This window comes from Brevibacterium otitidis (assembly GCF_042429315.1).
Classification (GTDB): Bacteria; Actinomycetota; Actinomycetes; order Actinomycetales; family Brevibacteriaceae; genus Brevibacterium; species Brevibacterium otitidis.
In genome coordinates, this window is sequence record NZ_JBHMAU010000025.1 from 1 (window position 1) to 23,296 (window position 23,296).

A 23,296-nucleotide genomic window follows, 5' to 3' on the forward strand; every position below is an offset into this window, starting at 1 on the left:
CCCCTGGCGGCAACACCCCCCGGATCATCGATGACAGGGCAAGACAGCCATACCAGGGCCAGCGACCAGATCCTCTGGTGAGGACCTACCAATAAATGTAACGGGGTAGACGTCGCCAGGTCCGAGGTCGAGGGCTCATCCCCGCGTGCGCGGGGAGCATGCGAGATGGGCACCGTAGTTGTTGCGCCACCAGGGCTCATCCCCGCGTGCGCGGGGAGCAGCTCGCCGTCATCACCCTCGGGCTGGCACTGCTGGGCTCATCCCCGCGTGCGCGGGGAGCATGACACATCACCCGTAGGCGTGCGGCGCGTCACGGGCTCATCCCCGCGTGCGCGGGGAGCATGTCTTGCCGAGTGCCTGCTGTGCTGCGGCGGGGGGGCTCATCCCCGCGTGCGCGGGGAGCATTTTGCCGAGACAGCGGGTATGACCTCGGAGGAGGGCTCATCCCCGCGTGCGCGGGGAGCATATCCGATCCGCCGGCCTCGGGGTCGAAACTCGCGGCTCATCCCCGCGTGCGCGGGGAGCATGAGGTTCATCACCGCGGTGTTCGGGAACAGTTCGGCTCATCCCCGCGTGCGCGGGGAGCATCATATCAGTCGGTCGATGGTGCCGTCGGGGTGGCGGCTCATCCCCGCGTGCGCGGGGAGCATACGCGGCAGGGTTATTCGGTTGTCGATATGCAGGGCTCATCCCCGCGTGCGCGGGGAGCATCCGTTCGCCTCCACAGACCAGGTCGAAACACTGGGCTCATCCCCGCGTGCGCGGGGAGCATACTACCGTGCCCGAGGGCGTGACAGCAATCCGTGGCTCATCCCCGCGTGCGCGGGGAGCATGCCTGCACCGGGAGGGACGACATGATCCAGCAGGGCTCATCCCCGCGTGCGCGGGGAGCATCATCCATGTTTGAGAGGATGAGCGATGCCTAAGGGCTCATCCCCGCGTGCGCGGGGAGCATGGATGCGCCGCCGGTGGTCTCGTCGAGTGCGGCGGCTCATCCCCGCGTGCGCGGGGAGCATTTTGAATACGGCCTCGACTGCGCCGGTGGACTGGGCTCATCCCCGCGTGCGCGGGGAGCATCCGCACACCATCCGCCGGCACAGCCACCAACGCGGCTCATCCCCGCGTGCGCGGGGAGCATGTGGGCCATGGGTCCGAGGTCGTGTAGGTGATGGGCTCATCCCCGCGTGCGCGGGGAGCATAGGGAGATGTTCTTGCGGATTCGGGTGATGTGCGGCTCATCCCCGCGTGCGCGGGGAGCATCATCCGCTGGAAGTCGAACAGGTGATCCGGGACGGCTCATCCCCGCGTGCGCGGGGAGCATGACGGCTACGCCTGCCAGGTCGAGCACGACGAGGGCTCATCCCCGCGTGCGCGGGGAGCATTGGGAGGTTGCTTAGTCACACCGGTATGGTGACGGCTCATCCCCGCGTGCGCGGGGAGCATGACGACCTGACCAAGGACAACTTCGTCGGCAACGGCTCATCCCCGCGTGCGCGGGGAGCATGACGCTGTAGACCTTCTGCATGGTTTATATTCCGGCTCATCCCCGCGTGCGCGGGGAGCATTCGGCGGCAGAAAGCTTGGAGCGCAACGACGGGGGCTCATCCCCGCGTGCGCGGGGAGCATGTTGTTGGCCCACTGTGCTGCGGTTTGCACGGCGGCTCATCCCCGCGTGCGCGGGGAGCATCCCTTCGGTGACGATCTGCCCGATCCGGTTGGCGGCTCATCCCCGCGTGCGCGGGGAGCATCAGCGCCTCGGAGGAGGCGATCGCGTCGAGTGCGGCTCATCCCCGCGTGCGCGGGGAGCATTGATCTGGCTGAGCGCGGTTGACGGCAGCGCGCGGCTCATCCCCGCGTGCGCGGGGAGCATTCTCGACTGCGGCGTGGGAGGCCGGCGACGAGGGGCTCATCCCCGCGTGCGCGGGGAGCATATCCGGGACACGGCTATCACTCTGGGCGGCACGGGCTCATCCCCGCGTGCGCGGGGAGCATCAATCCCGACGACCCGCACCTGGACGGGCGGGCGGCTCATCCCCGCGTGCGCGGGGAGCATGACACCGGCGAACGGATTTTCATCCGCGGCCAGGGCTCATCCCCGCGTGCGCGGGGAGCATGTGTCACCCTGCAGGCACTCGAAACCGATGAGGGGCTCATCCCCGCGTGCGCGGGGAGCATGACGACGGCGTGATCACTCGCTTGTCGATCGGGGGCTCATCCCCGCGTGCGTGGGGAGCATCCCGAGGCGCAGGATGACTTCTGCGCTCAGCGGGGCTCATCCCCGCGTGCGCGGGGAGCATCTGATTCTGCGCGGCCAACCCCGGGTTCCTCACGGCTCATCCCCGCGTGCGCGGGGAGCATCTCATCGAACACGCCATGCAGGTGATCGCCGGGGGCTCATCCCCGCGTGCGCGGGGAGCATTCAGTCCAGCCGCCGAACGTGTCGATCGCCTCGGGCTCATCCCCACGTGCGCGGGGAGCATCGCACACGCTGGTTGAGTCGGCCTGTTGCTTGGGGCTCATCCCCGCGTGCGCGGGGAGCATGCAAACCTTGTTGCTGGGATGAACTGGGCGAAGGGCTCATCCCCGCGTGCGCGGGGAGCATTCAGACGGGCAGACGCTTCACGAGCTCATCAGCGGCTCATCCCCGCGTGCGCGGGGAGCATTGACGACCTGTTCCCGATGCTGTCCCTCCTCGGGGCTCATCCCCGCGTGCGCGGGGAGCATCCTCGCAGATCGCCGGGCAAGCGTGGAGGACCAGGCTCATCCCCGCGTGCGCGGGGAGCATAGCCCGAGTTCGTCGCCGAGGTCGGCGTAGAGCGGCTCATCCCCGCGTGCGCGGGGAGCATCCGACAGCCGGGCCGGGCGCATCGTGACCCGGCGGCTCATCCCCGCGTGCGCGGGGAGCATCCGAGGACGCTGGCCAGCTCGGAGTACTCGTTCGGCTCATCCCCGCGTGCGCGGGGAGCATGCGTTGGCGATCTGCTGTGCCCCGGAGGCGGAGGGCTCATCCCCGCGTGCGCGGGGAGCATGACGATGGAAGCGCCGAGCTTGCCGACGTCGCGGGCTCATCCCCGCGTGCGCGGGGAGCATGTATTTCCTGGCCATGCTCCACCCTCCGCACGGGGCTCATCCCCGCGTGCGCGGGGAGCATCGCTCCATCACGGGCTTCAGCGCTTCGTTAACCGGCTCATCCCCGCGTGCGCGGGGAGCATTCTCCGATGGTGCCGTCACTGGCTTTGGAGCGGGGCTCATCCCCGCGTGCGCGGGGAGCATGTTAGCGGTCGAGCGTGCCCGCTGGGAGAGGTCGGCTCATCCCCGCGTGCGCGGGGAGCATCCAGTGCTTGCGGCGACGTATCGGTGCCACCGCGGCTCATCCCCGCGTGCGCGGGGAGCATTGGCGAGCCGGTGCGCTGCATCGTGTTCGACGGGGCTCATCCCCGCGTGCGCGGGGAGCATCTCGTGCCGATCGTCGCCGCCCTGGCCCCGCGCTGGCTCATCCCCGCGTGCGCGGGGAGCATCCCACAGCCTCAGTCAGCACGCCGCCGATCATGGGCTCATCCCCGCGTGCGCGGGGAGCATTACCGGGTGGATTTCGCCCTCCCTGATACGCCGGGCTCATCCCCGCGTGCGCGGGGAGCATAGGACAACGGCAAGGGTGGTGACGAGGCCGGAGGGCTCATCCCCGCGTGCGCGGGGAGCATGTGACGAGCACGCCCGTGATCTTGACGCTTCCGGGCTCATCCCCGCGTGCGCGGGGAGCATCGGACAGCGCCGGTGTAGTAGTAGTTCCGTCCGGGCTCATCCCCGCGTGCGCGGGGAGCATCGAACAGGACTGGCTGGCGTTCGTCCGCTTCACCGGCTCATCCCCGCGTGCGCGGGGAGCATTGCCGCGCCCCTCACCCCACCAACCCCGCCCGGGGCTCATCCCCGCGTGCGCGGGGAGCATTGGTAGACGGTTTTCTTGGACACTGGCGGGAAGGGCTCATCCCCGCGTGCGCGGGGAGCATACGTTCTTCGACACCCACAACGCCGAGGTCATCGGCTCATCCCCGCGTGCGCGGGGAGCATGTTGCGCTCCACATCCCACAGGGGGAGGTAGTGGGCTCATCCCCGCGTGCGCGGGGAGCATATGCCAGGCGACGGGTTCACCCCCTCCTACCCGGGCTCATCCCCGCGTGCGCGGGGAGCATGGTCTATGACCAGGCTGGCCATGTCGTGGACGGGGCTCATCCCCGCGTGCGCGGGGAGCATGCGCCCGCTTCTCCAGCCAGCAGCGCGACACGGGGCTCATCCCCGCGTGCGCGGGGAGCATGCCCTCCAACTCGCTGGCTTTGTCCTTAGCGTCGGCTCATCCCCGCGTGCGCGGGGAGCATGCGCTTGGAGGACAGAGATATGACTCGCGGGTGGGCTCATCCCCGCGTGCGCGGGGAGCATGGAAAAACACCAGAAGATCGACAAACGGTCTAGGGCTCATCCCCGCGTGCGCGGGGAGCATGTGTTGGCGGGCAGGCCAAGGACACGCGTGTGGGGCTCATCCCCGCGTGCGCGGGGAGCATGACTTGTATGTCGATCTGGATGGGGACGTGTGGGGCTCATCCCCGCGTGCGCGGGGAGCATCCCTGAAGCTCTCACATTCGACTTCGAAAACAGGGCTCATCCCCGCGTGCGCGGGGAGCATTCTGGCAGCACGGGTCGCGTCACGCGAGCTTACGGCTCATCCCCGCGTGCGCGGGGAGCATACTAATTGACCTGCAACGATACCCAGAGAGTGGTCAGATCGCATTCACTTCTGGGGATTCAGACGATGCTGGACTCGGCGAAGCCCGTGAGGTGGCTCCTCACACCTGCAACTCACCCATCTCGTCCCAGCCATCGCCGTCGACCTGACGCGACAGGATCTTCGGCGTCGCCGTGATGTGCGGTTTCATCGCTTCGAGTCCCTTGGCGAAGTGGTCGCTGGTGACGTGCGGTTCCGCGCCCTCGTCGGTGAACGCCTCGCACAGGATGAATTCGTTGGGGTTGTCGAGGCTGCGCGACCATTCGAACCACAGGTTGCCGGGTTCAGCGCGGGTCGCCTCGGTGAACTCGCGGACGATCTCCGGCCACTGCTCGACGCTCTCATCCTTGACGGAGAACTTGACGACGATGAAATACATGTTGCCTCCTCAGCGCGACACTCGATCAAACGGTCTCACCTGCAAGAATCGCACATCTGACCCACCGCGGCCAGCAGTCCGCGCCGCCGACTATTCCCTCATCGCTGCAGCTCGTGCAGGATCGCAGCGATCCCGGTGCGCACACCCGTGCTCAAGGTCTTGGCGACCTCATCAGGAGCGAAGAACGGCGAGTGATTTCCCGCTGGCCCGCCTGGAGTCGCCATCTTCTCTTCTGAGTAGGCCCCGAAGAACCAGTACACGTACGGAACGCCGATGGAGTCGCCGAACCGGCCGACATCCTCTGAGCCGGTGGCCGGCTCGGTGAGCGCGACGTTGTCCTCACCGATCGCCGATGCGAAGACGCTCTCGAGCTCCTCGGCGTGCTGGGGGCTGTTGTAGCAGCGCGGAAATCGGTACATTTCTTCGATGCTCGGCTTCGGAGCGCCAGAGGCTTCAGCTTCGGCGTAGATGATCCGTTCGATCGCGGCGAGAACGTCTGCGCGCACCTCCTCACTGAACGTGCGGATATTCATCGTGAACTCCGCGGAGTCAGGGATGATGTTCTCCTTCAGTCCGCCGCGGATCGTCGCGACCGTCACGACGACCGCCTCGCGGGCGGAGATCTCACGTGAGACGACCGTCTGCAGGCGCGTGACCATGAAGGCTGCGAGCACAATCGGGTCGATCGCAGCCTCGGGCTGGGAGCCGTGGGCCTGCTTGCCGCGAACCGTCACCCGCAGGCAGTCCGACATGGCCATCGCCGTACCTGCTGACAGGCTGACCTGCCCGGCAAGGTTCGGCCAGACGTGCTGGCCGTAGACAGCCTGCGGTTTCGGCAGCTTCTCCCACAGTCCGTCTTCGAGCATGGCAAGCGCGCCTTCACCGGTTTCCTCTCCCGGCTGGAAGATCATGATGACGGTGCCCGACCATGCCTCCCGGTTGCTGGTCAGCAGCCTGGCGATGCCGAGTGCCACTGTGATGTGGGTGTCGTGCCCGCAGCCGTGCATCACGGGCGTCTCGGTGCCGTCGGCCAGCGTCCCGCGAGCCGTGGAGGCGTACTCGAGACCGGTGTCCTCATGGATCGGCAGGCCGTCCGTATCCGCGCGGTAGGCGACGACGGGGCCGTCTCCGTTCTCCACGACGGCGACGACGCCGGTGCCGCCGAAGCGCTGCGGTTCGAGGTCGAGTTCGCGCAGGTGCTCTTCGATACGGCCCGCAGTCCAGGTCTCCTGCATCGACAGTTCCGGATGTGCGTGGAACTCGCGGTAGTCGGATTCTAGCTGCGGCAGCATCGCTTCCAGCTGGTCGGCCACGGCTGCGTTGCTCAGTCCACCGCCAGCGGTGTGGCTCGCACGGGATTCAGGCGTCAAGGTTCCTCCAGTGAGTCGGGTCGGTCAGTTGATCGACGTCATGTTCTGCGGATCGGTAGGCCGGGTGTGCCGGTCGCGCAGCACCCAGGTGAGGACGATGGTGAGCAGTACGGCGATAGCCGTGCCACCCGGAGAGATGACAGGGAACAGCGGTACGGCAACGAGGATGATGACAGCGGCAACACCCAGCGCGATGATCGTGCCTTTGATCTGCTTGAGCGTTCCGATCAGCTGAACAGTGACTCCACCGAGGATCGCCGGCAGGATGTAGATGCGCGCAACCTCGGTGATGGAATCCGGCGTGATCGACACCAGCCAGGTGCCCGACTCCGCCCGCGCGGAACGCTGCTCGCACCTCGACCTTGCTCATGTCCGCGGATTCGGCGTTGCGCTTGACGGCACGCATATAGATCGTCGACTGCAGGATGATGACGCCGAAGACGCAGAGCGCGAGAACCCATAGCAGCGGCAGATTCGCGATCGCGCCGATGTCGCGCGACTGGGCAAGGTGGATCACGGTCGCCTCCGTTCCGAGTCGCTCCGCGACTCCAGATCACATCGTTGTGTCTGCTGTCACAGCATCGCGCGTGAGAATACATTCGCGAGTGCTCATCACTCTACGGATGCCATCACAAAAGGGTCAATATACATAACGCAGCGTCTCGCAGTTCGATCTGCCGGTCATCCGATCCACCCGAACCGATTGACCACCGCGTCGAAGATGAGCAGCACACCGATGACGAAGAAGGTCACCGCCGTGACGGTGCCGGTGTTGCGTTCGATCCAGGCGCGGAAGCCCGCGAGCGCAGGCTCGATCCGCTCGTGGACGAGCAGCCGGATGATCGTGAGGATGAGCGCCGGCAGCACCATGACCACCGCGTAGACGGCCAGCGTCAGAACGCCGGGCAGGCCCTTGTTGATGATGACGCCGATGCCGGCCAGGTAGGGGTACATGCCGGTGATCTCGATGAGACCGGCGATGAGCGCCAGGACCGAGGCGGTGGCGAAGGTGCCGGTGACAGCCACCTTGTCCTGGAACCGGTTCGCGAAGCCCACCTGGCCCTCCCACAGCCTGCGGGGCAGGAATGCCGAGGCGAGGCAGATGACGCCGAGCACGAGCTCGATCCACGGGATGGCTGACCATTCGCCGATCCAGCTGAAGGCCGCGAGCCCGCCGTAGTACAGCGCGATGCCGACCAGCCAGTAGAACCCGGCAAGAACCGCCAGGTAGACGAAGACGAGACTGATGCGCACCCTTTGGGCCAGCAGCATCCACAGCGGAATGCCGAGTGTGCCGATGCTCGTGGCATCGAGCAGCGCGAGCCCGGCGAGGAGGAGCAGCGTGGCAGTCATCGTCACCATTCAAGCACGACCGGCCACCGGGCCCGAGGCGCCGGTCGCCCGCCGAGAGGCGGCCCGACACGCAGACGCGCCCGCCGCCTCGGCAGCGGTGTGCTCCCAGGCGGCGGGCGCGTGCCGGTGCGTCACTCAGCGGTGACGTATGCTGCGGAGATTCCGCCGTCGACGGTGAACGTCGCGGCGTTGACGAAGGAGGCGTCGTCGCTGGCGAGGAACGCCACAGCCGCGGCGATCTCCTCGGGCTCGCCGAAGCGTCCGCGCGGGACGTGGACGAGGCGGCGCTGCGCCTGCTCGGGGTCCTTGGCGAAGAGCTCTTCGAGCAGCGGGGTGTTGACCGGGCCGGGGCACAGCGCGTTGACGCGGATGCCCTCCTTGGCGAACTGCACGCCGAGTTCGCGGCTCATCGACAGCACGCCGCCCTTCGAGGCGGAGTACGAGATCTGCGAGGTCGCCGCGCCGAGCAGGGCGACGAAGGAGGCAGTGTTGATGATCGAGCCGGACTTCTGCTTGACCATGTGCTCGAGGGCGTACTTGCAGCACAGGTAGACCGAGGTGAGGTTGACGGTCTGCACCTTCGCCCACGCCTCGATCCCGGTGGTGAGGATCGAGTTGTCCTCGGTCGGGTTGATGCCAGCGTTGTTGAAGGCCACGTCCACGCGGCCGTACTCGGCGACTGTCTGCTCGAACAGTGCCTTGACGCTGCCCTCGTCGGCGACGTTCGTGCGGACGAACAGGCCGCCGAGCTCCTCGGCGACCTCCGGGCCGCGGGTCTCATCGAGGTCGGCGATGACGACGGTGGCGCCCTCGGAGGCCAGCCGGCGAGCGCTGGCCAGACCGATGCCTGAGGCTCCGCCGGTGATGACGCAGACCTTGCCGTCCATCCGGCCGGCGACTGGTGTGTTCACGGAGTTCTCCTTCTGTCAGGGAATGCTGTTGGGATCAGGTCAGCGCCGTCAGTCCGCGGCTGGGCCGACTGCGATGAAGACGTTCTTCGTCTCGGTGAAGGCGGCGACCGCATCGGGGCCGAGCTCCCGGCCGAGGCCGGACTGCTTGTAGCCGCCGAACGGCGTCCAGTACCGCACCGATGAGTGGGAGTTGACCGACAGGTTGCCGGCTTCGACGGACCGGGAGACGCGGATCGCCCGGTCGAGATCACGAGTCCAGATCGAACCGGAGAGTCCGTACTCGGTGTTGTTCGCGATCGAGACTGCCTCGGACTCTGAGCGGAACGGCACCACAGACAGCACGGGGCCGAAGATCTCCTCGTTGAAGTCACGGGCGGTGATGTCATCGGGGGTGATGACCGTCGGCGGAAACCAGAAGCCCGGGCCGGTCGGGCACTCACCCTGGAACGCCACCTCGGCACCGTCGACATAGGCTGCGACGGAATCGCGGTGGGCGGCGGTGACAAGCGGCCCCATGTCCGCGTCCGGGTCTGTCGGGTCAGTGCACCGGAACCCGCTGACAGCGTCCTTGAGCTCGCTGAGGAAGTCGTCGAACACGTCCGCGTGGACAAGCAGCCGGGAGCGGGAGCAGCAGTCCTGGCCGGCGTTGTCGAACACACCGCCGGGTGCTGCGGCGGCTGCAGCTGAGAGATCGGCGTCGGGGAAGACGATATTGGCGTTCTTGCCGCCGAGTTCCAGGGTCAGGTTCTTCACCTGGTCGGCGCAGCCGGCCATGATCCGCTTGCCGACTTCGGTCGACCCGGTGAAGACGACCTTGCGCACGCCGGGATGGGTGACGAACCGCTCGCCGACGACCGAGCCCTTGCCCGGCAGGATCGTGAGCACGCCCTCGGGGATGCCGGCTTCGCGTGCGAGCTCACCGATCCGCATAGCCGTCAGCGGGGTCACCTCGGCGGGCTTGAGCACGACGGTGTTGCCGGCGGCCAGCGCTGGGCCGAATCCCCATGCGGCGATCGGCATCGGGAAATTCCACGGCACGATGACGCCGACGACGCCGAGAGGCTCGGCGAAGGTGATGTTGATGCCGCCGTCGACCGGGATCTGCCGGCCGAAGAGGCGTTCGGGGGCGGCGGCGGAGTATTCCAGCACGTCGCGTACGTTGCCGGCTTCCCAGGTGGCGTTGGAGATCGTGTGCCCGGAGTTGGCCACTTCGAGTTCGGCGAGTTCGTCGATGTGCTCGTCGACCACGGCGGCGAAGCGGCGCAATAGGCGGGCGCGGTCGCTCGGCGCGACGGCCCGCCACTGCTCGAACGCCCGCTGGGCGCGTTCGATCGCATCGTCGACGGCTGCGACATCGGCCAGTTCGACGGTGCGGATCGCTTCGGCTGTGGCGGGGTTGATGACCTCGTAGGTGCTCATTGTCCTCCTCCGGACGGGTGGGTTCGGTAGCTGCGGGCGGCGGCGACGAGTCCTGTGACGACGCGCGCGTCGGCGCTGTTGTGTTCGGGGTGCCACTGCACGGCGAGCAGCCAGCCGCTGCCGGGCAACGTGGCCTGCTCTGCCTGCTCCCCCGTTCCCGAGGCGGCGGCCGGCTCGAGGATCTCGATCGTCCCGTCGGCGGCCCGCCCGGTGACGTGCAGTCCGGGGGCGAGGCGGTCGACGGCTTGGTGGTGGAAGCATGGTGCCGTCGTCTCGGTTCCGAGCAGCGCGGCAGCCGTGGAGCCCGGTTCGATCTGAACGGTCACCTCGCCGTAGACGCCCGGGGCAGGCTGATAGTCGGAGTGGCCGAGAATCTCTGGCAGGTGCTGGTGCAGTGTGCCGCCGAATGCCGCGTTGATGACCTGCATTCCGCGGCAGATGCCGAGCACCGGCATGCCCCGCTCGCGGGCCTCTTTCAGCAGAGCGAACTCATGTTCGTCCCGCCACGGCTGGGCTGCGGTCGTCGGGTGGGCGTCAGCCCCGTAGGTGTCCGGGCCGACGTCTGCTCCGCCGGAGATGAGCAGCCCGTCGACCGCGTCGAGCATCGTCGGGTGGGTGCCATGCGGCGGCAGCAGGATCGGCACTCCCCCGGCAGCGGTGACCATGCGCACGTACTCCGCCGGGATGAGCGCTGCCTCGACGCCGCGCCAGTGACTCCAGTCAGCTGGCTGCATGTACGTCGTGATTCCGATCCGCGGCGGGACGACCGCCTCGGGCGCGTCAGAGCCGTTCGAAGCCACGGAAGCGCTCCCAGTCTGTGACGGCTGCCTCGAACTGCATGAGCTCGACATTCGCAGCGTTGACATAGTGCTTGATGACGTCCTCGCCGAATGCCTCGCGTGCGATCTCGGATTCCGCGAGGCGGTCGCGGGCGTCGCGCAGCGTCGTCGGCAGCCGGCGGGCATCCGAGGCGTAGGCATTGCCGTCTGTCATGGGTGGCAGTTCAAGTTCGTTGTCGATGCCGTAGATGCCAGCGGCGATGAGCGAGGCGACGGCGAGGTACGGGTTGAGGTCAGCGCCGCCGACGCGGCACTCGACGCGCAGCGACGGGCCTGAGCCGACGACGCGGAAGGCGCACGACCGGTTGTCGAAGCCCCAGGCCACTGCTGTCGGGGCGAAGGAGCCTTCGACGAAGCGCTTGTAGGAATTGATGTTGGGGGCATGGAAGTAAATGAAGTCCTCGATGCAGGCGAGCTGGCCGGCGATGAACTGGCCCATGAGCGGAGAGAACCCGTGCTCGTCGTCACCGGCCATGGCGAGCTCGCCGTCGAGTCCGCGGAAGGACAGGTGCACATGGCAGGAGGACCCTTCCAGTTCGTTGAACTTCGCCATGAAGGTGATGGCCTTGCCGTGCTGGGAGGCGATCTCCTTCGCCCCGTTCTTGTACACGGCATGATTGTCGCACGACCGGATCGCCTCGTCGTACTTGAAGGTGATCTCGTGCTGGCCGAGGTTGCATTCGCCCTTGGCGCTTTCGACATACATGCCGGCCCCTGCCATCGAGTTGCGGATATCACGCAGCAGCGGTTCGATGCGGGCGGTGCCCAGCAGGGAGTAGTCGACGTTGTACTGGTTCGACGGGGTGAGGTCGCGGTAGGCGCGGTTGTAGGACTCCTCGTAACTGGTGTCGAAGGTGACGAACTCCAGCTCAGTACCGGCGAACGCCGTGAGACCGCGCTCTTCGAGTCGCTTGACCTGGGCTGCGAGGATCTGCCGCGGGCTGGCGACGACGGGCTCGCCGGTGGTCCATTCGATGTCGCAGGTGACGAGCGCGGTTCCCGGCTGCCACGGAATGAGCCGCAGTGTCGAGAGGTCTGGTTTCATGACGAGGTCTCCGTAGCCGGTGCTCCACGACGACATCTCGTAGCCATCGACAGTGTTCATGTCGACGTCGACGGCCAGCAGATAGTTGCACCCCTCGGAGCCGTGGTCGATGGCATCGTCGACGAAGAAGCGCGCTCCAAGCCGCTTTCCCTGCAGCCGCCCCTGGACGTCGGTGAACGCGACGACGACGGTGTCGATCGTTCCTTCGTCGACGAGGCTGATGAGGTCCTCGCGTGTGAGGGCTGGTGCTGGGTTCGAACCGGTGGTGACCCGCTGCGGGTCCCCGAATCCTGTGGGCGCGGTCATTGAGATCCTTCCGTGGGTTGGTCAGTGTGTCGAGGTGTGCCGATCGTCAGTGCAGACCCGATTCGGCTTCGGCGATCTGGGCGAATTCCTCTTCCGGAGCTTTCGCCACGAGGTGGTGGCGCGAGTAGAACCAGAAGTATGCGAGGAAGACGAGGAATACGGCGGCAGCGATTCCCGCAGCGACGATGTCGACGAAGAAGGTTGCGACGACAGCGACGGAAGCCAGAACCAGTGCGATGGTCGTGGTGACTGCTCCGCCGGGTGTGCGGTATCCCCGCTCAAGATGCGGTTCCTTGAATCGCAGGACAACGTGGGAGAGGTTGAGCAGGACGTAGGAGACCGTGGCACCGAACACCGCCACATTCAGCAGGATTCCGCCATCGCCACCGGTCGCGACAGCGAGAGCGAACCCGATGGTGCCCGGGATGATGAGCGCCATGTAGGGCGTCTTGCGCTTACCAGTCAGGGAGAGGAACTTCGGCAGATAGCCAGCGCGCGAAAGAGCGAAGAGCTGACGCGAATAGGCGAAGATGATCGAGAAGAAGCTGGCGATCAGACCCGCAAGGCCGGCCCAGTTGACGAACGTGGCCAGCGCCGAGTTCTCTCCGTACACGGTCCGCACTGCTTCCGGCAGCGGGTTATCGGACACGGCCATCGCGTCTGCGCCAGCCGTGCCGGGGACGATGATGAGCATGAGCGCACCGAAGACGACGAGCAGTCCCATCGCGGTGAGGATGCCCCGCGGCATGTCGCGCTTGGGGTTGGCGGACTCCTCGGCGGCCAGCGGTACACCTTCAACGGCAAGGAAGAACCAGATGCCGAAGACCAGCGATGCCAGCACCCCGGAGACTCCGAAGGGCAGGAACTCGCTGGATCCGAGTGATCCGTCAGGGGCGATGTTGAACATGTTGGCCGGTTCTACGTGCCAGATCATGCCGAAAACGAAGGCGAGGAGGGCGATGACCGCAATAGCGGTGATGACGAACATCAGCCGCAGCGCTTCGCCCACTCCCCACAGGTGGATGCCGACGAAGACGAGATAGGCGACGAGGTAGATGATCCAGTTGGCGACGCTTTCCGGGAGGATTCCGAGGGCTTGCACGTAGCCTGCGATGAACGTGGAGATGGCCGCAGGTGCCATCGTGTATTCGATGAGGATCGCGGTTCCGGTTGCGAAACCTCCAAGTGGACCAAGGGCCCTCCGCGCGAAGCCGTAACCTGCCCCCGCAGTCGGCAGCGTGGAAGACAGTTCTGCCAGTCCAAGGGTCATGCACACGTACATGAGGCCCATGAGGCAGAACGCGATGGCCAGACCGCCCCAGCCTCCTTCGGCCAGGCCCAGGTTCCAGCCGGAGAAGTCACCGGAGATCACATATGCGACCCCCAGACCTGCCAGCAGGATCCATCCGGCTGCTCCGCTGCGCAGCTGGCGCTTCTCCATGTAGTTGTCGGCGACGCTGCCGTACTCAACTCTTTGCTTCATCAGGACCCCTGCCCAAAAATGCTTTTATTGGTCTGTTTACAAACCATTGAACTGATGAGAATGTAATCCCGATCACGTACCGGTGTCAAGGGTTCCGTATACTTTCATTGAGAGGCAGACACGTCGGAAGAGGGGCAGACATAGGTGAGCAGCATCCGCACGGTACGCACCGGCAACGTCTTCGAGGAGACGCTCTCCCACCTACTGCGCGCCATCAGCCTCGGCCAATACATGGTGGGTGAAAAGCTCCCTGCCGAACGGGAGCTTGCTGAAAGCCTTGGAGTCTCACGAGCTACGCTGCGCGACGTCCTCCACGAGCTGCAGGAGACAGGTGTCCTTGACATCAAGCGCGGACGCTACGGTGGTGCATTCGTTATTGGGCTGCCAGCAGACCATGAACTGCATCGACCGATCGACGAATCCGAGCTCAACGATGCACTGCAGTTCCGAGCAGTGTTGGATGCCGCGGCCGCTCGACTTGCCGCGGAGGCGCCGCTGACCGGCGAGCAGCGTCGGCACCTGCGCGAAGCTTGCGATGCCTGCGACACAGCCGAGCCGGGCCAGTATCGCCAGCTCGATTCTCGATTCCACCTCGCAATCGCTGAGCTGACAGGCATCCCGTCATTGCACAAGGCGACCGCCGAGGTGCGCGACCGGGTCAACGCGATGCTCGATCGCATCCCGATGATCACGACGAACCTTGCGCACTCCAATGAACAGCACCACACGATTCTCGACGCTGTGATGGGCGGGGATCCGATGGCGGCCGAGACCGCCGCACTCGAGCACGCACACGGAACCGCCGCGCTGCTCGTCGGCTATCTCAAGGGCTCCTGACCGGCTCGCCATCAGCGTTCAACCGCGCCAGCCTGCTGCCGTGACAGCATGGCGATACCGGAACGGGATGTCCGTCGCATTGAGGAGTGGTGCCGCGGGCACTCTCCGGAGGAGTTGCGGCAGCAGACATACGTCACCTGCACCGTCTCACGTCTCCACGTCACCATCAGCCTATGGAATCTATGGCCCGGCAGATCAGGCAAGGACCCCGACTGGATAGAAGAGACGTTTGCGCGCCTGCGGTACACCGCCAGCCGCGGCGAATGGTCGATCTACTGGATGGGCATGAACCTGCGCTGGCGTTACTACGACCTCTTCACGCCCAGCACAGACATCAACGCGGCGCCGCGCTGTATCGACCATGGTGAGGCCTTCGTGTTCTGGGGTTGAGCACGCAGGACAACAGAAGTTCCGACATCAGGCCCTGGGCCTCCAGCGCCGGAGGTAGTTACTCTCCAGACCGCTAAAAACTGCGGCCGGTTATTGGCTGTCGGGCTGTCCCTTGCGCCAGCCTCGACCGGGCCGGGACGCATTCCATTCGACGATCGTCTCTCGTCGCCAGCCGCGGGTGCGGCCGATCAGTGCATCGGGTTCTGGCAGCTTGTACCGCGAGAGAGTCGCGGGCTGCACCTCTAAAAGTTCCGCGACTTCGCTGACGGATGAAGAAGCGCTCAAGGCCAAGCGCTCGCGCCTGCAGAACCTCGCCAAGAAGGTCGCGGCGGCGCGGCAGAGCATCGAAGAGGTCCGCTCAGCCATCGAGGACGTCCTTACCCACGACGGGCTCTCACGAGCCGATGTCACCACGACTTTCGAGCTGACCTCCCAGGAGAAGCGAGCACTGATGCCGCCCCGCAAACCGGCGGCGAAGTGCGAAGCGGAGACCGCGCCGGAGCAGTCATTCACCGGTGCAGCGGCAACGTACTGGACCGGCACGCACGAAGGGCCTCCACCAGCGCTGGTGGAGGCCCTTCGTCACATCCGATCAGTCGTCGCGAATCTCGGAATCCTTCATCCACGAATACGTCGTGAACTCGTCGACGTCAGTCTCCCGAGTCGTCAGCTTTGCGTGGAGAGACTTGCCGAGTTTTACAGCCTCTCCGAGGAGCCACAGGGTGCCCGACAGCGCCGCTCCGGCAATATATACAATCGCCCAAAAGATGCTCGACACGACCGTTCCAACCACTTTGAACACGAGTCGGATGCCGCCTTTGAGGAGCATGATGATCAGCGCGGTCGCGATGCTCGCGGCGATGATTCCCAAGATCCACATGGCAGCTCCTCTGGTGTGTGACTTGATCTCCAGTACACCACACGCTCATGTCACAGTCGATAACTACAGCTTCGGCCCCGACTGAGTAGGCGGCCCTTGCCCAGGCGGACGCAACTTGTTCTCACGCAGCTTCTCCGCCACGCGCTCCCGAATCTGCTTCTGCTGCGCCGCTCGATCTCTTGGCTGCCCCAAGCTCGGGATCGGTCCCTTGCGCTCAACAGCAATCTCGTTGAACACATAGAACATCGGCCGAGGATCAACGTCGCCGGCCGCCGACGGCATCCGAGACCGTGCCGACATGTCATTCCAAATATCCGGGGTCGTCTTCTTGAAGTCCAGCGTGAACGGCGACTGATCGGCCACATGGTGCATGAAAGCCTTCGCCGTTCTCCCATTGCCCTCACGGAACGGGTGGGCCTGGTTCAAATGCGTGAACACTTCGGCAGCACGAAGTGCGAAATCAGTCTGACCAAGCTTCTCACACTGAGAGCCGGCCACAAGATCCTTCACCGTCTCCAAGTGCCGGCCAATCGAACCGTCGTCAACGAATGCGAACGGGGTTCCCTTGACCAAGTCCACGCTCCGGTACTGTCCAGCCCATTCGTAGACGTCTTGGAACAGGTGCCGGTGTAGCGCCTTGACGTGCTCGGCATCGAACGTGCGCTCAATCTGGACGGCGCCGGCCCGCAATTCTCGTGCACGGTCAGCGACCCGCGCGTACTCCTTTTGTCGAAGGACGCTCGGGGCGCGTTCACCCAGGAGATTCTTCAGTGTCCCCTGACCGGCGACGGGGTCATAGGTCTCGGGGTAGAAGTATGATTCCCACGTATCGAATTGTGCTGCCATCAGCTCGCCGCTGCCCTCGCCTTCCGGTGGCGTTCAGCCGCCTCATCAGCTCGTCGCAGATACTCGTCACGGTCGATGGCCCCGCGTGCCCGATCCGTCAGGTTCTCCACGTCCTCTCGGTTCGGTTCCCACCCCTCATGCCACGCATCAGCGAACGCTTGAACCACGCTCTCGCGCTGCACGTCAGTGAGCTGTTCGAACAGCTCCGGCCATCGTGCCTCAATATCCAGATACTCAGTCATGGCATTTCACCTTCCTGTCGTTGCTTCATTTTATCGAGCCCATTCAGGCTGCGGGACGCTCTTACGGATCTGCTCATACTCCGCGAACCGGGCGATGTCCGGTGCCGCCTGGCAACCCTGTCCTAGCAGTACGCGCCCATTCGGCCATCAGATCTTCGTTCCGACTCGACATCTCCTGTTTCCCTCCCTTGATCTACTACTGAGCGCACGGCGGCAGCGGCGCCGCCGCGCGCAGCTCGCGGTACTGATCAAACCGCGCAATATCGTCCTCGGCCTCATACACCTCAGCGAGACCTGCCTTCAGCAGCTCGGCGCCGAGATCCTTCCCGCCAGCCTCCACATAGGCCAGTCGGCGCCCGAAGCGGTCCTCGGCCGGCGTCGCCTCATCGCCTGCTAACCGCACGTCGCCGCCGGCTGTCAGCTTCTCGACGAGCTCACAGATAGCGCTCGGTCATCGTGTCCGCCTCCGTCGTTGATCATTCATCCACAGCAACAATGCGATGGCTTGGACCGCCGCAAACACCAAGAGCACGATCTGTCCCCACACCGGCGCTCCCGCAGCGTAGAGCGCTACCAGAAGCCCAACTGTTGCAAGCAAGCCGATGGTGATCGCCTTGATCGATCCGGGCATAGTACTCATATACTCATCTCCTCAAGGAATGGAACAAGATCGGTAGGACATCCCTGAGCTCCGCGAGCTTCTTCGCTCACGGGTTTAGTTTGTCGCTGCTGAGTAAATTTCAGCTTCGGAACTGCCGTTGCAGTTCCGCCAGCTCATCCAGCCACGCGTCGCCTTGAACAATGAGGCCCAGGCGGTCGTTCGGGTCGAGGCGGTCAATCTGAGCACACACAAGCAGATACCGAGCAGTCCAGTATTCCTTCTCACGCTCATCATCGGTATGCCACAGTCCACGGCGAGAGCAGTAACCGGCCAAACAATCGCCAGCTTCCTTGACGATGTCGTAGACGACGACCATCGACACCGCGGTGTCGATCTCGTCGAGCCGCTGCCTGAGAGTTCCGTTCGGGTGAGCGAGTGATTGGACAGCCATGTCCGCCTCCTCCTGTAGTAAAGCGTTTCTCTTTCAACCCTCTTTCCTCAAGCTTCGTACGATGCACTGACAACCTCCGCCCATGCCAGTACGGACTCCACCCGCTCCGCGTAGCGCTGACACGACGAAGCGGGGCCGCGACGATTCGTCGCGACCCCGCTTGTCTGCTGGGCTTCAGCCGCAGCCTGCCTGCTTCACTGACCTGTCAGACTCACAGCCCCAGATCGCGGGCGATGAGCATGAGCTGGACTTCAGTAGTGCCTTCGCCGACTTCGAGGATCTTCGAGTCGCGGTAGTGGCGGGCGACGAGGTATTCGTTCATGAAGCCGTAGCCGCCGTGGATCTGGGTGGCGTCGCGGGCGTTGTCCATCGCGGCGTCACCGGCGATCATCTTCGCGATCGCGGCTTCCTTCTTGAACGGCAGGCCGGCGATCATCCGCGAGGCGGCCAGGTAGTAGGCAGCACGGGCGGCGACAACACGGGCTTCCATGCGGGCGATCTTGAAGGAGATGCCCTGGTATTCGGAGATCGGCTTGCCGAAGGAGGTGCGCTCCTTGGCGTACTTGACCGACTCGTCGACACATCCCTGCGCGGCACCTGTCGACAGTGCAGCGACAGCGATGCGGCCCTCATCGAGGATGCGCAGGAAGTTCGCGTAACCGCGGCCGCGCTCGCCGAGCAGGTTCTCCTCCGGGACCTTGACGTTCTCGAACGTCAGCGGGTGGGTGTCAGAGGAGTTCCAGCCGACCTTGTCGTACTTCGGCTCGACGGTGAAGCCCGGGGTGCCCGACGGGATGATGATCGTCGAGATCTCCGGCTTCTCCGTGCCGTCGCGGCCGGTGCGGGTGCCGGTGACCGCAGTGGCGGTCACGAGCCGGGTGATGTCGGTGCCGGAGTTGGTGATGAAGCACTTGCCGCCGTTGATCGTCCACTCGCCGTCGGCCAGCGTCGCCTTCGTCTTCGTGCCGCCGGCGTCCGAGCCGGCCTCGGGCTCGGTCAGGCCGAAGGCGGCCAGGCCGGAGCCGTCGGTGAGCTGCGGGAGCCATTCGCGCTTCTGCTCTTCGGTGCCGAACCGGTAGATCGGCATCGCGCCGAGTGACACGCCGGCTTCGAGCGTGATGGCCAGCGACTGGTTCTCACGGGCGATCTCCTCGATCGCCAGGCACAGGGCGAAGTAGTCGCCACCCATGCCGCCGTACTCCTCGTCGAACGGCAGGCCGAACAGGCCCATCTGGCCCATCTTCTTCACCAGCGCGTACGGAAACTCGCGCTTCTCATCCAGCTCGGCGCTGACGGGCGCGACCTCATTGTCGGTGAACTTGGCGACCTGCAGGCGCAGGTCCTCATACTCCTCGGGCAGCATGCCGGGGGTGAATGTCTGCGTCATGATGAATCCTTACTTCTCTGCCTGGCTGTCTTCTTCTGCTTCGGCGTCGACGATGGTGGCAAGCACCTCGTCGAGTGCGACCTGGGCGCCGACCTGGGTCTTCAAATGCACGATCCCGTCGGCGGGGGCGGTGAGCACATGCTCCATCTTCATCGCCTCGACGACGACGACCGGGGTGCCGGCGGACACCTCGTCACCGTCAGCGGCGCGCACATCGATGACCGCGCCCGGCATCGGGGCGGTGATGTCCGCCCCGGCGGCACCGGGATCGAGCGCGGTGTCGGCCTGCGGTCGGGTGAAAACGAAGATGCCGCGTTCGCTCATCACCCATACGGTGTCCCCGGCGGTGGCGACCCGCCCGCGGTGGGTCTGCCCGCCGCTCACGAGGCGGCACTCGCCGTCTGCAGACCAGCGCGCCTGCTCGCCGCGCCAGATCGCCTCGTAGTCGGTTCCGGCGTGCACGAGCGGCACCGTGACCTCGACCGGGCGCGAGGTGCGCCAGCCGGTGGGCCGGTCCCACGCCGAGGCGCCGGCTGGGTCGGCACCGTCGACGGTCGCCGCCCCGGCAGCGGTGGCCGCCCGCTGGGCACGGTCGATGATCGCCACGGCTGCGAAGAGCAGATCGAGTTCTGCCGGGGCGTGGGCGAGTTCCTCATCGCTCATCCGGTCGATGAGCCCGGTGTCGAGGTCACCGTTCTTGACGTCCTCGCGGCTCATGAGGGTGCGCAGGAAGTCGATGTTCGTCACGATCCCGGGCACCGCTGTGCGGCCGAGGGCGTCATAGAGCTTCTGCACGGCACTCGTGCGGTCCGGGGAGTGGACGATGAGCTTGGCGATCATCGGGTCGTAGTCCGAGGCGATGAACTGCCCGGCCTCCAGGCCGGCATCGACGCGGATGCCCTCCCCTTCCGGGAAGACGACGTCGATCGCCTTCCCGCCGGTGGGCAGGAACCCGCGGGAGGGATCCTCAGCATAGATGCGGGCCTCGATCGCGTGGCCGCCCAGGCTGATGTCCTCCTGGCTGAGGGTCAGCTCCTCGCCGGCGCCGATCCGGATCTGCCATTCGACGAGGTCGATGCCGGTGACTTCCTCGGTCACCGGGTGCTCGACCTGCAGGCGGGTGTTCATCTCCATGAAGAAGAACTCATCGGGCTGATCGGCCGCGACGATGAACTCAACCGTGCCGGCACCGCGGTAGCCGACCGAGCGGGCGGTGTTGCAGGCCGCCTCGCCGATCCGGGCGCGGGTGGTCTCGTCGAGCAGCGCCGAGGGCGCTTCCTCGATGACCTTCTGGTGGCGGCGCTGCAGGGAGCATTCGCGTTCGCCCAGGTGGATGACGTTGCCGTGCTCATCGGCGAGCACCTGCACCTCGATGTGGCGCGGAGTGGCGACGAGGCGCTCAAGGAACAGGGTGTCATCGCCGAACGAGCTGGCCGCCTCACGGCGGGCGGCTACGAGCCTGTCGGCCAGTTCGGATTCCTCGAACACGGCGTGCATGCCCTTGCCGCCGCCTCCGGCCGAGGGCTTGATGAGGACCGGGAAGCCGATCTTCACCGCCTCGGCAGCGAGCTCATCGTTGCTCAGCCCGCCTTCGGAGACGCCGGGCACGAGCGGCACATTGTGGCTGGCCACGGCCTGCTTGGCGGTGATCTTATCCCCCATCGTCTCGATCGCCTCAGCGGTCGGGCCGAGGAACACGATGCCAGCCTCCTCGCAGGCGCGGGCGAACTTCGCGTTCTCTGACAGGAATCCGTAGCCGGGATGGATCGCCTGCGCGCCGGTGGCCTGGGCTGCAGCGATGACCTTGTCGATGACGAGGTAGGACTCGCTGGCGGCAGCCGGGCCCAGTCGCACGGCGACATCGGCCGCCCGGGTGTGCGCCGCCTCGGCGTCGGCATCTGAGTACACGGCGACCGTGCGGATGCCGAGCTTCCGGCAGGTGCGGATGACGCGCAGGGCGATCTCGCCGCGGTTGGCGATGAGGATTGTGTCGAAGAGCTTCACGGTCATCACATCCTGAACACGCCGTAGCCCGGCGCGTCGATCGGGCGGGCAAGGGGCGCATACCGGCAGGCTTCGAGGGCGAGGGCCAGCACCTGGCGGGTGTCGGCGGGTTCGATGATGCCGTCGTCCCACAGGCGGGCCGTCGAGTAGTACGGGTTGCCCTGGGCTTCGTACTGGTCGAGGATCGGGGCCTTGAACTCGGCTTCGGCCTCGGCCGGCCACTCCTCGCCGCGGGCTTCGAGGGCGTCGCGGCGGACGGTGGCCAACACGCTGGCGGCCTGCTCACCGCCCATCACGGAGATGCGGGCGTTGGGCCACATCCACAGGAACCGCGGGCTGTAGGCGCGCCCGCACATCGAGTAGTTGCCGGCACCGTAGGAGCCGCCGATGACGACGGTGAACTTCGGCACGCGGGCGGTGGCCACGGCGTTGACCATCTTGGCGCCGTGCTTGGCGATGCCGGCGGCTTCGTAGTCGCGGCCGACCATGAACCCGGAGATGTTCTGCAGGAACAGCAGCGGAGTGTCGCGCTGGTCGCACAGTTCGATGAAGTGGGCGCCCTTCATCGCCGATTCGCCGAACAGCACGCCGTTGTTGGCGATGATGCCGACGGGGTGGCCGTCGATGCGGGCGAAGCCGGTGATGAGGGTGGTGCCGTATTCGGCCTTGAACTCGTGGAACTTCGAGCCGTCGACGATCCGGGCGATGACCTCGTGGACGTCGTAGGGGACCTTCGAGTCGGTCGGCACGATGGAGGTGAGTTCGGCTGGGTCGTGAACCGGCGCCTCGGGCGCGGTGCGCTGCCAGGCCGGGGCGTCCTTGGGCCCGAGGGTGGAGACGATGTCGCGCATGATCTCCAGGGCGTGGGAGTCGTTGGCGGCCAGGTGGTCGGTGACACCGGAGGTGCGCGAGTGCAGGGCGCCGCCGCCGAGCTCTTCGGCGCTGACGACCTCGCCGGTGGCGGCCTTGACCAGGGGCGGGCCGCCGAGGAAGATCGTGCCCTGCTCGTGGACGATGATCGACTCATCGGCCATCGCCGGGACGTAGGCGCCGCCGGCGGTGCACGAGCCCATGACGGCGGCCAGCTGCGGGATTCCGGCGGCCGAGAGGGTCGCCTGGTTGTAGAAGATCCGCCCGAAGTGCTCACGGTCGGGGAACACGTCGTCCTGGTTCGGCAGGTTCGCACCACCCGAGTCGACGAGGTAGATGCAGGGCAGCCTGTTCTCGCGGGCGATGTCCTGGGCGCGCAGGTGCTTCTTGACCGTCATCGGGTAGTAGGTGCCGCCCTTGACAGTGGCGTCATTGGCGACGATGACGCATTCGCGGCCGGCGACCCGGCCGATGCCGGTGATGATGCCCGCCCCCGGGCTCGCATCGTCGTACATGCCGCCGGCGGCCAGTGGGGAGAGCTCCAGGAACGGCGAGCCGGGGTCGAGGAGGTTCTCGACGCGGTCACGCGGCAGCAGCTTGCCGCGCGCGAGGTGCTTCTCGCGTGACTTCTCAGAGCCGCCGCGGGCAGTGGCCTCGATCCGCTGGCGCAGCTCGGCGATGAGCTCGGCGTGGGCGGACGCGTTGGCCTCTGCGGTGGCGGGATTGACCGGTGAGCCGATGACTGGCATATGTGATCTCCCGACAGTTCAGTTAATGATCGTTAACCGAGTCTTATGGTAGCGAACCTTGGACGTGAGGGACAACACAACAGCCAGCCCTGGACCCCGACGAGGCCACCGGCATCTGCGGTGCTAAGGTAAGACTCACCTATCAATTAATATGCGT

Annotated in this window: 21 protein-coding genes, 1 pseudogene and 1 CRISPR repeat array; of the genes and pseudogenes, 2 read left to right on the forward strand and 20 right to left on the reverse strand. The window is 65.9% G+C overall.

The features are described 5' to 3' along the window. Window positions 1–132 precede the first annotated feature (132 nt). Window positions 133–4,739: a CRISPR direct-repeat array (repeat unit 28 nt; unit sequence GGCTCATCCCCGCGTGCGCGGGGAGCAT). Window positions 4,740–4,838: 99 nt separating this feature from the next. From ACFFN1_RS02785 to eat, 10 genes and pseudogenes are all read right to left on the reverse strand, one after another. After that, the gene (locus tag ACFFN1_RS02785; protein ID WP_376838399.1) at window positions 4,839–5,156 is read right to left on the reverse strand and encodes a putative quinol monooxygenase; all 318 of its coding nucleotides are present in this window, start codon (window positions 5,154–5,156) and stop codon (window positions 4,839–4,841) included. Window positions 5,157–5,254: 98 nt separating this feature from the next. Next, a complete protein-coding gene (locus ACFFN1_RS02790; protein ID WP_376838596.1) occupies window positions 5,255–6,448 on the reverse strand; it encodes an amidohydrolase in 1,194 nt (397 codons plus the stop codon). 102 nt (window positions 6,449–6,550) lie between these two features. Then, window positions 6,551–6,838, reverse strand: coding sequence for a hypothetical protein (locus ACFFN1_RS02795; protein ID WP_376838610.1), 288 nt, complete (start codon window positions 6,836–6,838; stop codon window positions 6,551–6,553). A 73-nt stretch (window positions 6,839–6,911) separates the two neighbouring features. After that, window positions 6,912–7,043, reverse strand: a pseudogene (locus ACFFN1_RS02800) (DUF5058 family protein); the annotation flags it as partial. Window positions 7,044–7,207: 164 nt separating this feature from the next. Next, entirely contained in the window at window positions 7,208–7,879 is a 672-nt protein-coding gene (locus tag ACFFN1_RS02805) for a GAP family protein (RefSeq protein WP_376838400.1), read from the reverse strand. Window positions 7,880–8,010: 131 nt separating this feature from the next. Continuing rightward, window positions 8,011–8,766, reverse strand: coding sequence for a 3-oxoacyl-ACP reductase (locus ACFFN1_RS02810; RefSeq protein ID WP_376838598.1), 756 nt, complete (start codon window positions 8,764–8,766; stop codon window positions 8,011–8,013). A gap of 72 nt (window positions 8,767–8,838) precedes the next feature. Then, window positions 8,839–10,209, reverse strand: a complete 1,371-nt coding sequence (locus tag ACFFN1_RS02815; RefSeq protein WP_376838402.1) for an aldehyde dehydrogenase family protein — start codon at window positions 10,207–10,209, stop codon at window positions 8,839–8,841. Then, window positions 10,206–11,009 carry a gamma-glutamyl-gamma-aminobutyrate hydrolase family protein gene (locus ACFFN1_RS02820; RefSeq protein WP_376838403.1) on the reverse strand — a complete coding sequence of 268 codons (804 nt, stop codon included), beginning with the start codon at window positions 11,007–11,009 and terminating at the stop codon, window positions 10,206–10,208. The genes ACFFN1_RS02815 and ACFFN1_RS02820 overlap by 4 nt, the downstream gene beginning before the upstream one ends. Next, window positions 10,990–12,399 (reverse strand): glutamine synthetase family protein, encoded by a 1,410-nt coding sequence (locus tag ACFFN1_RS02825; RefSeq protein WP_376838404.1) that lies wholly within the window; start codon window positions 12,397–12,399, stop codon window positions 10,990–10,992. The genes ACFFN1_RS02820 and ACFFN1_RS02825 overlap by 20 nt, the downstream gene beginning before the upstream one ends. A gap of 46 nt (window positions 12,400–12,445) precedes the next feature. After that, window positions 12,446–13,882 carry an ethanolamine permease gene (gene eat, locus ACFFN1_RS02830; RefSeq protein ID WP_376838405.1) on the reverse strand — a complete coding sequence of 479 codons (1,437 nt, stop codon included), beginning with the start codon at window positions 13,880–13,882 and terminating at the stop codon, window positions 12,446–12,448. Between the two features lie 144 nt (window positions 13,883–14,026). On the opposite strand from eat, the gene ACFFN1_RS02835 reads away from it, so the two are divergent. Both ACFFN1_RS02835 and ACFFN1_RS02840 read left to right on the forward strand, forming a co-directional pair. Further along, window positions 14,027–14,719 carry a FadR/GntR family transcriptional regulator gene (locus ACFFN1_RS02835; protein ID WP_376838407.1) on the forward strand — a complete coding sequence of 231 codons (693 nt, stop codon included), beginning with the start codon at window positions 14,027–14,029 and terminating at the stop codon, window positions 14,717–14,719. Window positions 14,720–14,767: 48 nt separating this feature from the next. Next, the gene (locus ACFFN1_RS02840; RefSeq protein WP_376838409.1) at window positions 14,768–15,109 is read left to right on the forward strand and encodes a DUF3024 domain-containing protein; all 342 of its coding nucleotides are present in this window, start codon (window positions 14,768–14,770) and stop codon (window positions 15,107–15,109) included. Between the two features lie 90 nt (window positions 15,110–15,199). Here ACFFN1_RS02840 and ACFFN1_RS02845 read toward each other — a convergent pair whose 3' ends face one another. The 10 genes from ACFFN1_RS02845 to ACFFN1_RS02890 all read right to left on the reverse strand — a co-directional run bounded on the left by ACFFN1_RS02845 (window position 15,200) and on the right by ACFFN1_RS02890 (window position 23,139). Continuing rightward, on the reverse strand, window positions 15,200–15,475 hold the full coding sequence (locus tag ACFFN1_RS02845) for a hypothetical protein (RefSeq protein ID WP_376838411.1): 276 nt from the start codon (window positions 15,473–15,475) through the stop codon (window positions 15,200–15,202). A gap of 226 nt (window positions 15,476–15,701) precedes the next feature. Beyond that, complete coding sequence (locus ACFFN1_RS02850; protein ID WP_376838413.1) at window positions 15,702–15,989, reverse strand: hypothetical protein; 288 nt, start codon at window positions 15,987–15,989, stop codon at window positions 15,702–15,704. A 63-nt stretch (window positions 15,990–16,052) separates the two neighbouring features. After that, the gene (locus ACFFN1_RS02855) at window positions 16,053–16,835 is read right to left on the reverse strand and encodes a Fic/DOC family protein (RefSeq protein WP_376838415.1); all 783 of its coding nucleotides are present in this window, start codon (window positions 16,833–16,835) and stop codon (window positions 16,053–16,055) included. Beyond that, window positions 16,835–17,077, reverse strand: a complete 243-nt coding sequence (locus ACFFN1_RS02860; RefSeq protein WP_376838416.1) for an antitoxin VbhA family protein — start codon at window positions 17,075–17,077, stop codon at window positions 16,835–16,837. Before ACFFN1_RS02860 ends, ACFFN1_RS02855 begins: the two co-directional genes overlap by 1 nt. A 196-nt stretch (window positions 17,078–17,273) precedes the next feature. Further along, on the reverse strand, window positions 17,274–17,519 hold the full coding sequence (locus ACFFN1_RS02865) for a thermonuclease family protein (RefSeq protein WP_376838600.1): 246 nt from the start codon (window positions 17,517–17,519) through the stop codon (window positions 17,274–17,276). Between the two features lie 9 nt (window positions 17,520–17,528). Then, window positions 17,529–17,717, reverse strand: a complete 189-nt coding sequence (locus ACFFN1_RS02870; protein ID WP_376838418.1) for a hypothetical protein — start codon at window positions 17,715–17,717, stop codon at window positions 17,529–17,531. 100 nt (window positions 17,718–17,817) lie between these two features. After that, the gene (locus tag ACFFN1_RS02875; RefSeq protein WP_376838420.1) at window positions 17,818–18,129 is read right to left on the reverse strand and encodes a hypothetical protein; all 312 of its coding nucleotides are present in this window, start codon (window positions 18,127–18,129) and stop codon (window positions 17,818–17,820) included. A gap of 211 nt (window positions 18,130–18,340) precedes the next feature. After that, complete coding sequence (locus ACFFN1_RS02880) at window positions 18,341–19,516, reverse strand: acyl-CoA dehydrogenase family protein (RefSeq protein WP_376838422.1); 1,176 nt, start codon at window positions 19,514–19,516, stop codon at window positions 18,341–18,343. 9 nt (window positions 19,517–19,525) lie between these two features. After that, entirely contained in the window at window positions 19,526–21,526 is a 2,001-nt protein-coding gene (locus ACFFN1_RS02885) for an acetyl/propionyl/methylcrotonyl-CoA carboxylase subunit alpha (RefSeq protein WP_376838424.1), read from the reverse strand. Next, window positions 21,526–23,139, reverse strand: a complete 1,614-nt coding sequence (locus ACFFN1_RS02890; RefSeq protein WP_376838426.1) for a carboxyl transferase domain-containing protein — start codon at window positions 23,137–23,139, stop codon at window positions 21,526–21,528. Before ACFFN1_RS02890 ends, ACFFN1_RS02885 begins: the two co-directional genes overlap by 1 nt. Between the last annotated feature and the right edge of the window lie 157 nt (window positions 23,140–23,296).

Bases quoted from the DNA above. Each gene is read 5' to 3' on its own strand.
- ACFFN1_RS02870 (WP_376838418.1), bottom strand. From the start codon at position 17,717: ATGAGTACTATGCCCGGATCGATCAAGGCGATCACCATCGGCTTGCTT.
- ACFFN1_RS02875 (WP_376838420.1), bottom strand. From the start codon at position 18,129: ATGGCTGTCCAATCACTCGCTCACCCGAACGGAACTCTCAGGCAGCGG.
- ACFFN1_RS02845 (WP_376838411.1), bottom strand. From the start codon at position 15,475: ATGGCTGAGCGGACCTCTTCGATGCTCTGCCGCGCCGCCGCGACCTTC.
- ACFFN1_RS02815 (WP_376838402.1), bottom strand. From the start codon at position 10,209: ATGAGCACCTACGAGGTCATCAACCCCGCCACAGCCGAAGCGATCCGC.
- ACFFN1_RS02860 (WP_376838416.1), bottom strand. From the start codon at position 17,077: ATGACTGAGTATCTGGATATTGAGGCACGATGGCCGGAGCTGTTCGAA.
- ACFFN1_RS02890 (WP_376838426.1), bottom strand. From the start codon at position 23,139: ATGCCAGTCATCGGCTCACCGGTCAATCCCGCCACCGCAGAGGCCAAC.
- eat (WP_376838405.1), bottom strand. From the start codon at position 13,882: ATGAAGCAAAGAGTTGAGTACGGCAGCGTCGCCGACAACTACATGGAG.
- ACFFN1_RS02885 (WP_376838424.1), bottom strand. From the start codon at position 21,526: ATGACCGTGAAGCTCTTCGACACAATCCTCATCGCCAACCGCGGCGAG.
- ACFFN1_RS02790 (WP_376838596.1), bottom strand. From the start codon at position 6,448: ATGCTGCCGCAGCTAGAATCCGACTACCGCGAGTTCCACGCACATCCG.
- ACFFN1_RS02850 (WP_376838413.1), bottom strand. From the start codon at position 15,989: ATGTGGATCTTGGGAATCATCGCCGCGAGCATCGCGACCGCGCTGATC.
- ACFFN1_RS02805 (WP_376838400.1), bottom strand. From the start codon at position 7,879: ATGACTGCCACGCTGCTCCTCCTCGCCGGGCTCGCGCTGCTCGATGCC.
- ACFFN1_RS02785 (WP_376838399.1), bottom strand. From the start codon at position 5,156: ATGTATTTCATCGTCGTCAAGTTCTCCGTCAAGGATGAGAGCGTCGAG.
- ACFFN1_RS02810 (WP_376838598.1), bottom strand. From the start codon at position 8,766: ATGGACGGCAAGGTCTGCGTCATCACCGGCGGAGCCTCAGGCATCGGT.
- ACFFN1_RS02825 (WP_376838404.1), bottom strand. From the start codon at position 12,399: ATGACCGCGCCCACAGGATTCGGGGACCCGCAGCGGGTCACCACCGGT.
- ACFFN1_RS02840 (WP_376838409.1), top strand. From the start codon at position 14,768: ATGGCGATACCGGAACGGGATGTCCGTCGCATTGAGGAGTGGTGCCGC.
- ACFFN1_RS02855 (WP_376838415.1), bottom strand. From the start codon at position 16,835: ATGGCAGCACAATTCGATACGTGGGAATCATACTTCTACCCCGAGACC.
- ACFFN1_RS02880 (WP_376838422.1), bottom strand. From the start codon at position 19,516: ATGACGCAGACATTCACCCCCGGCATGCTGCCCGAGGAGTATGAGGAC.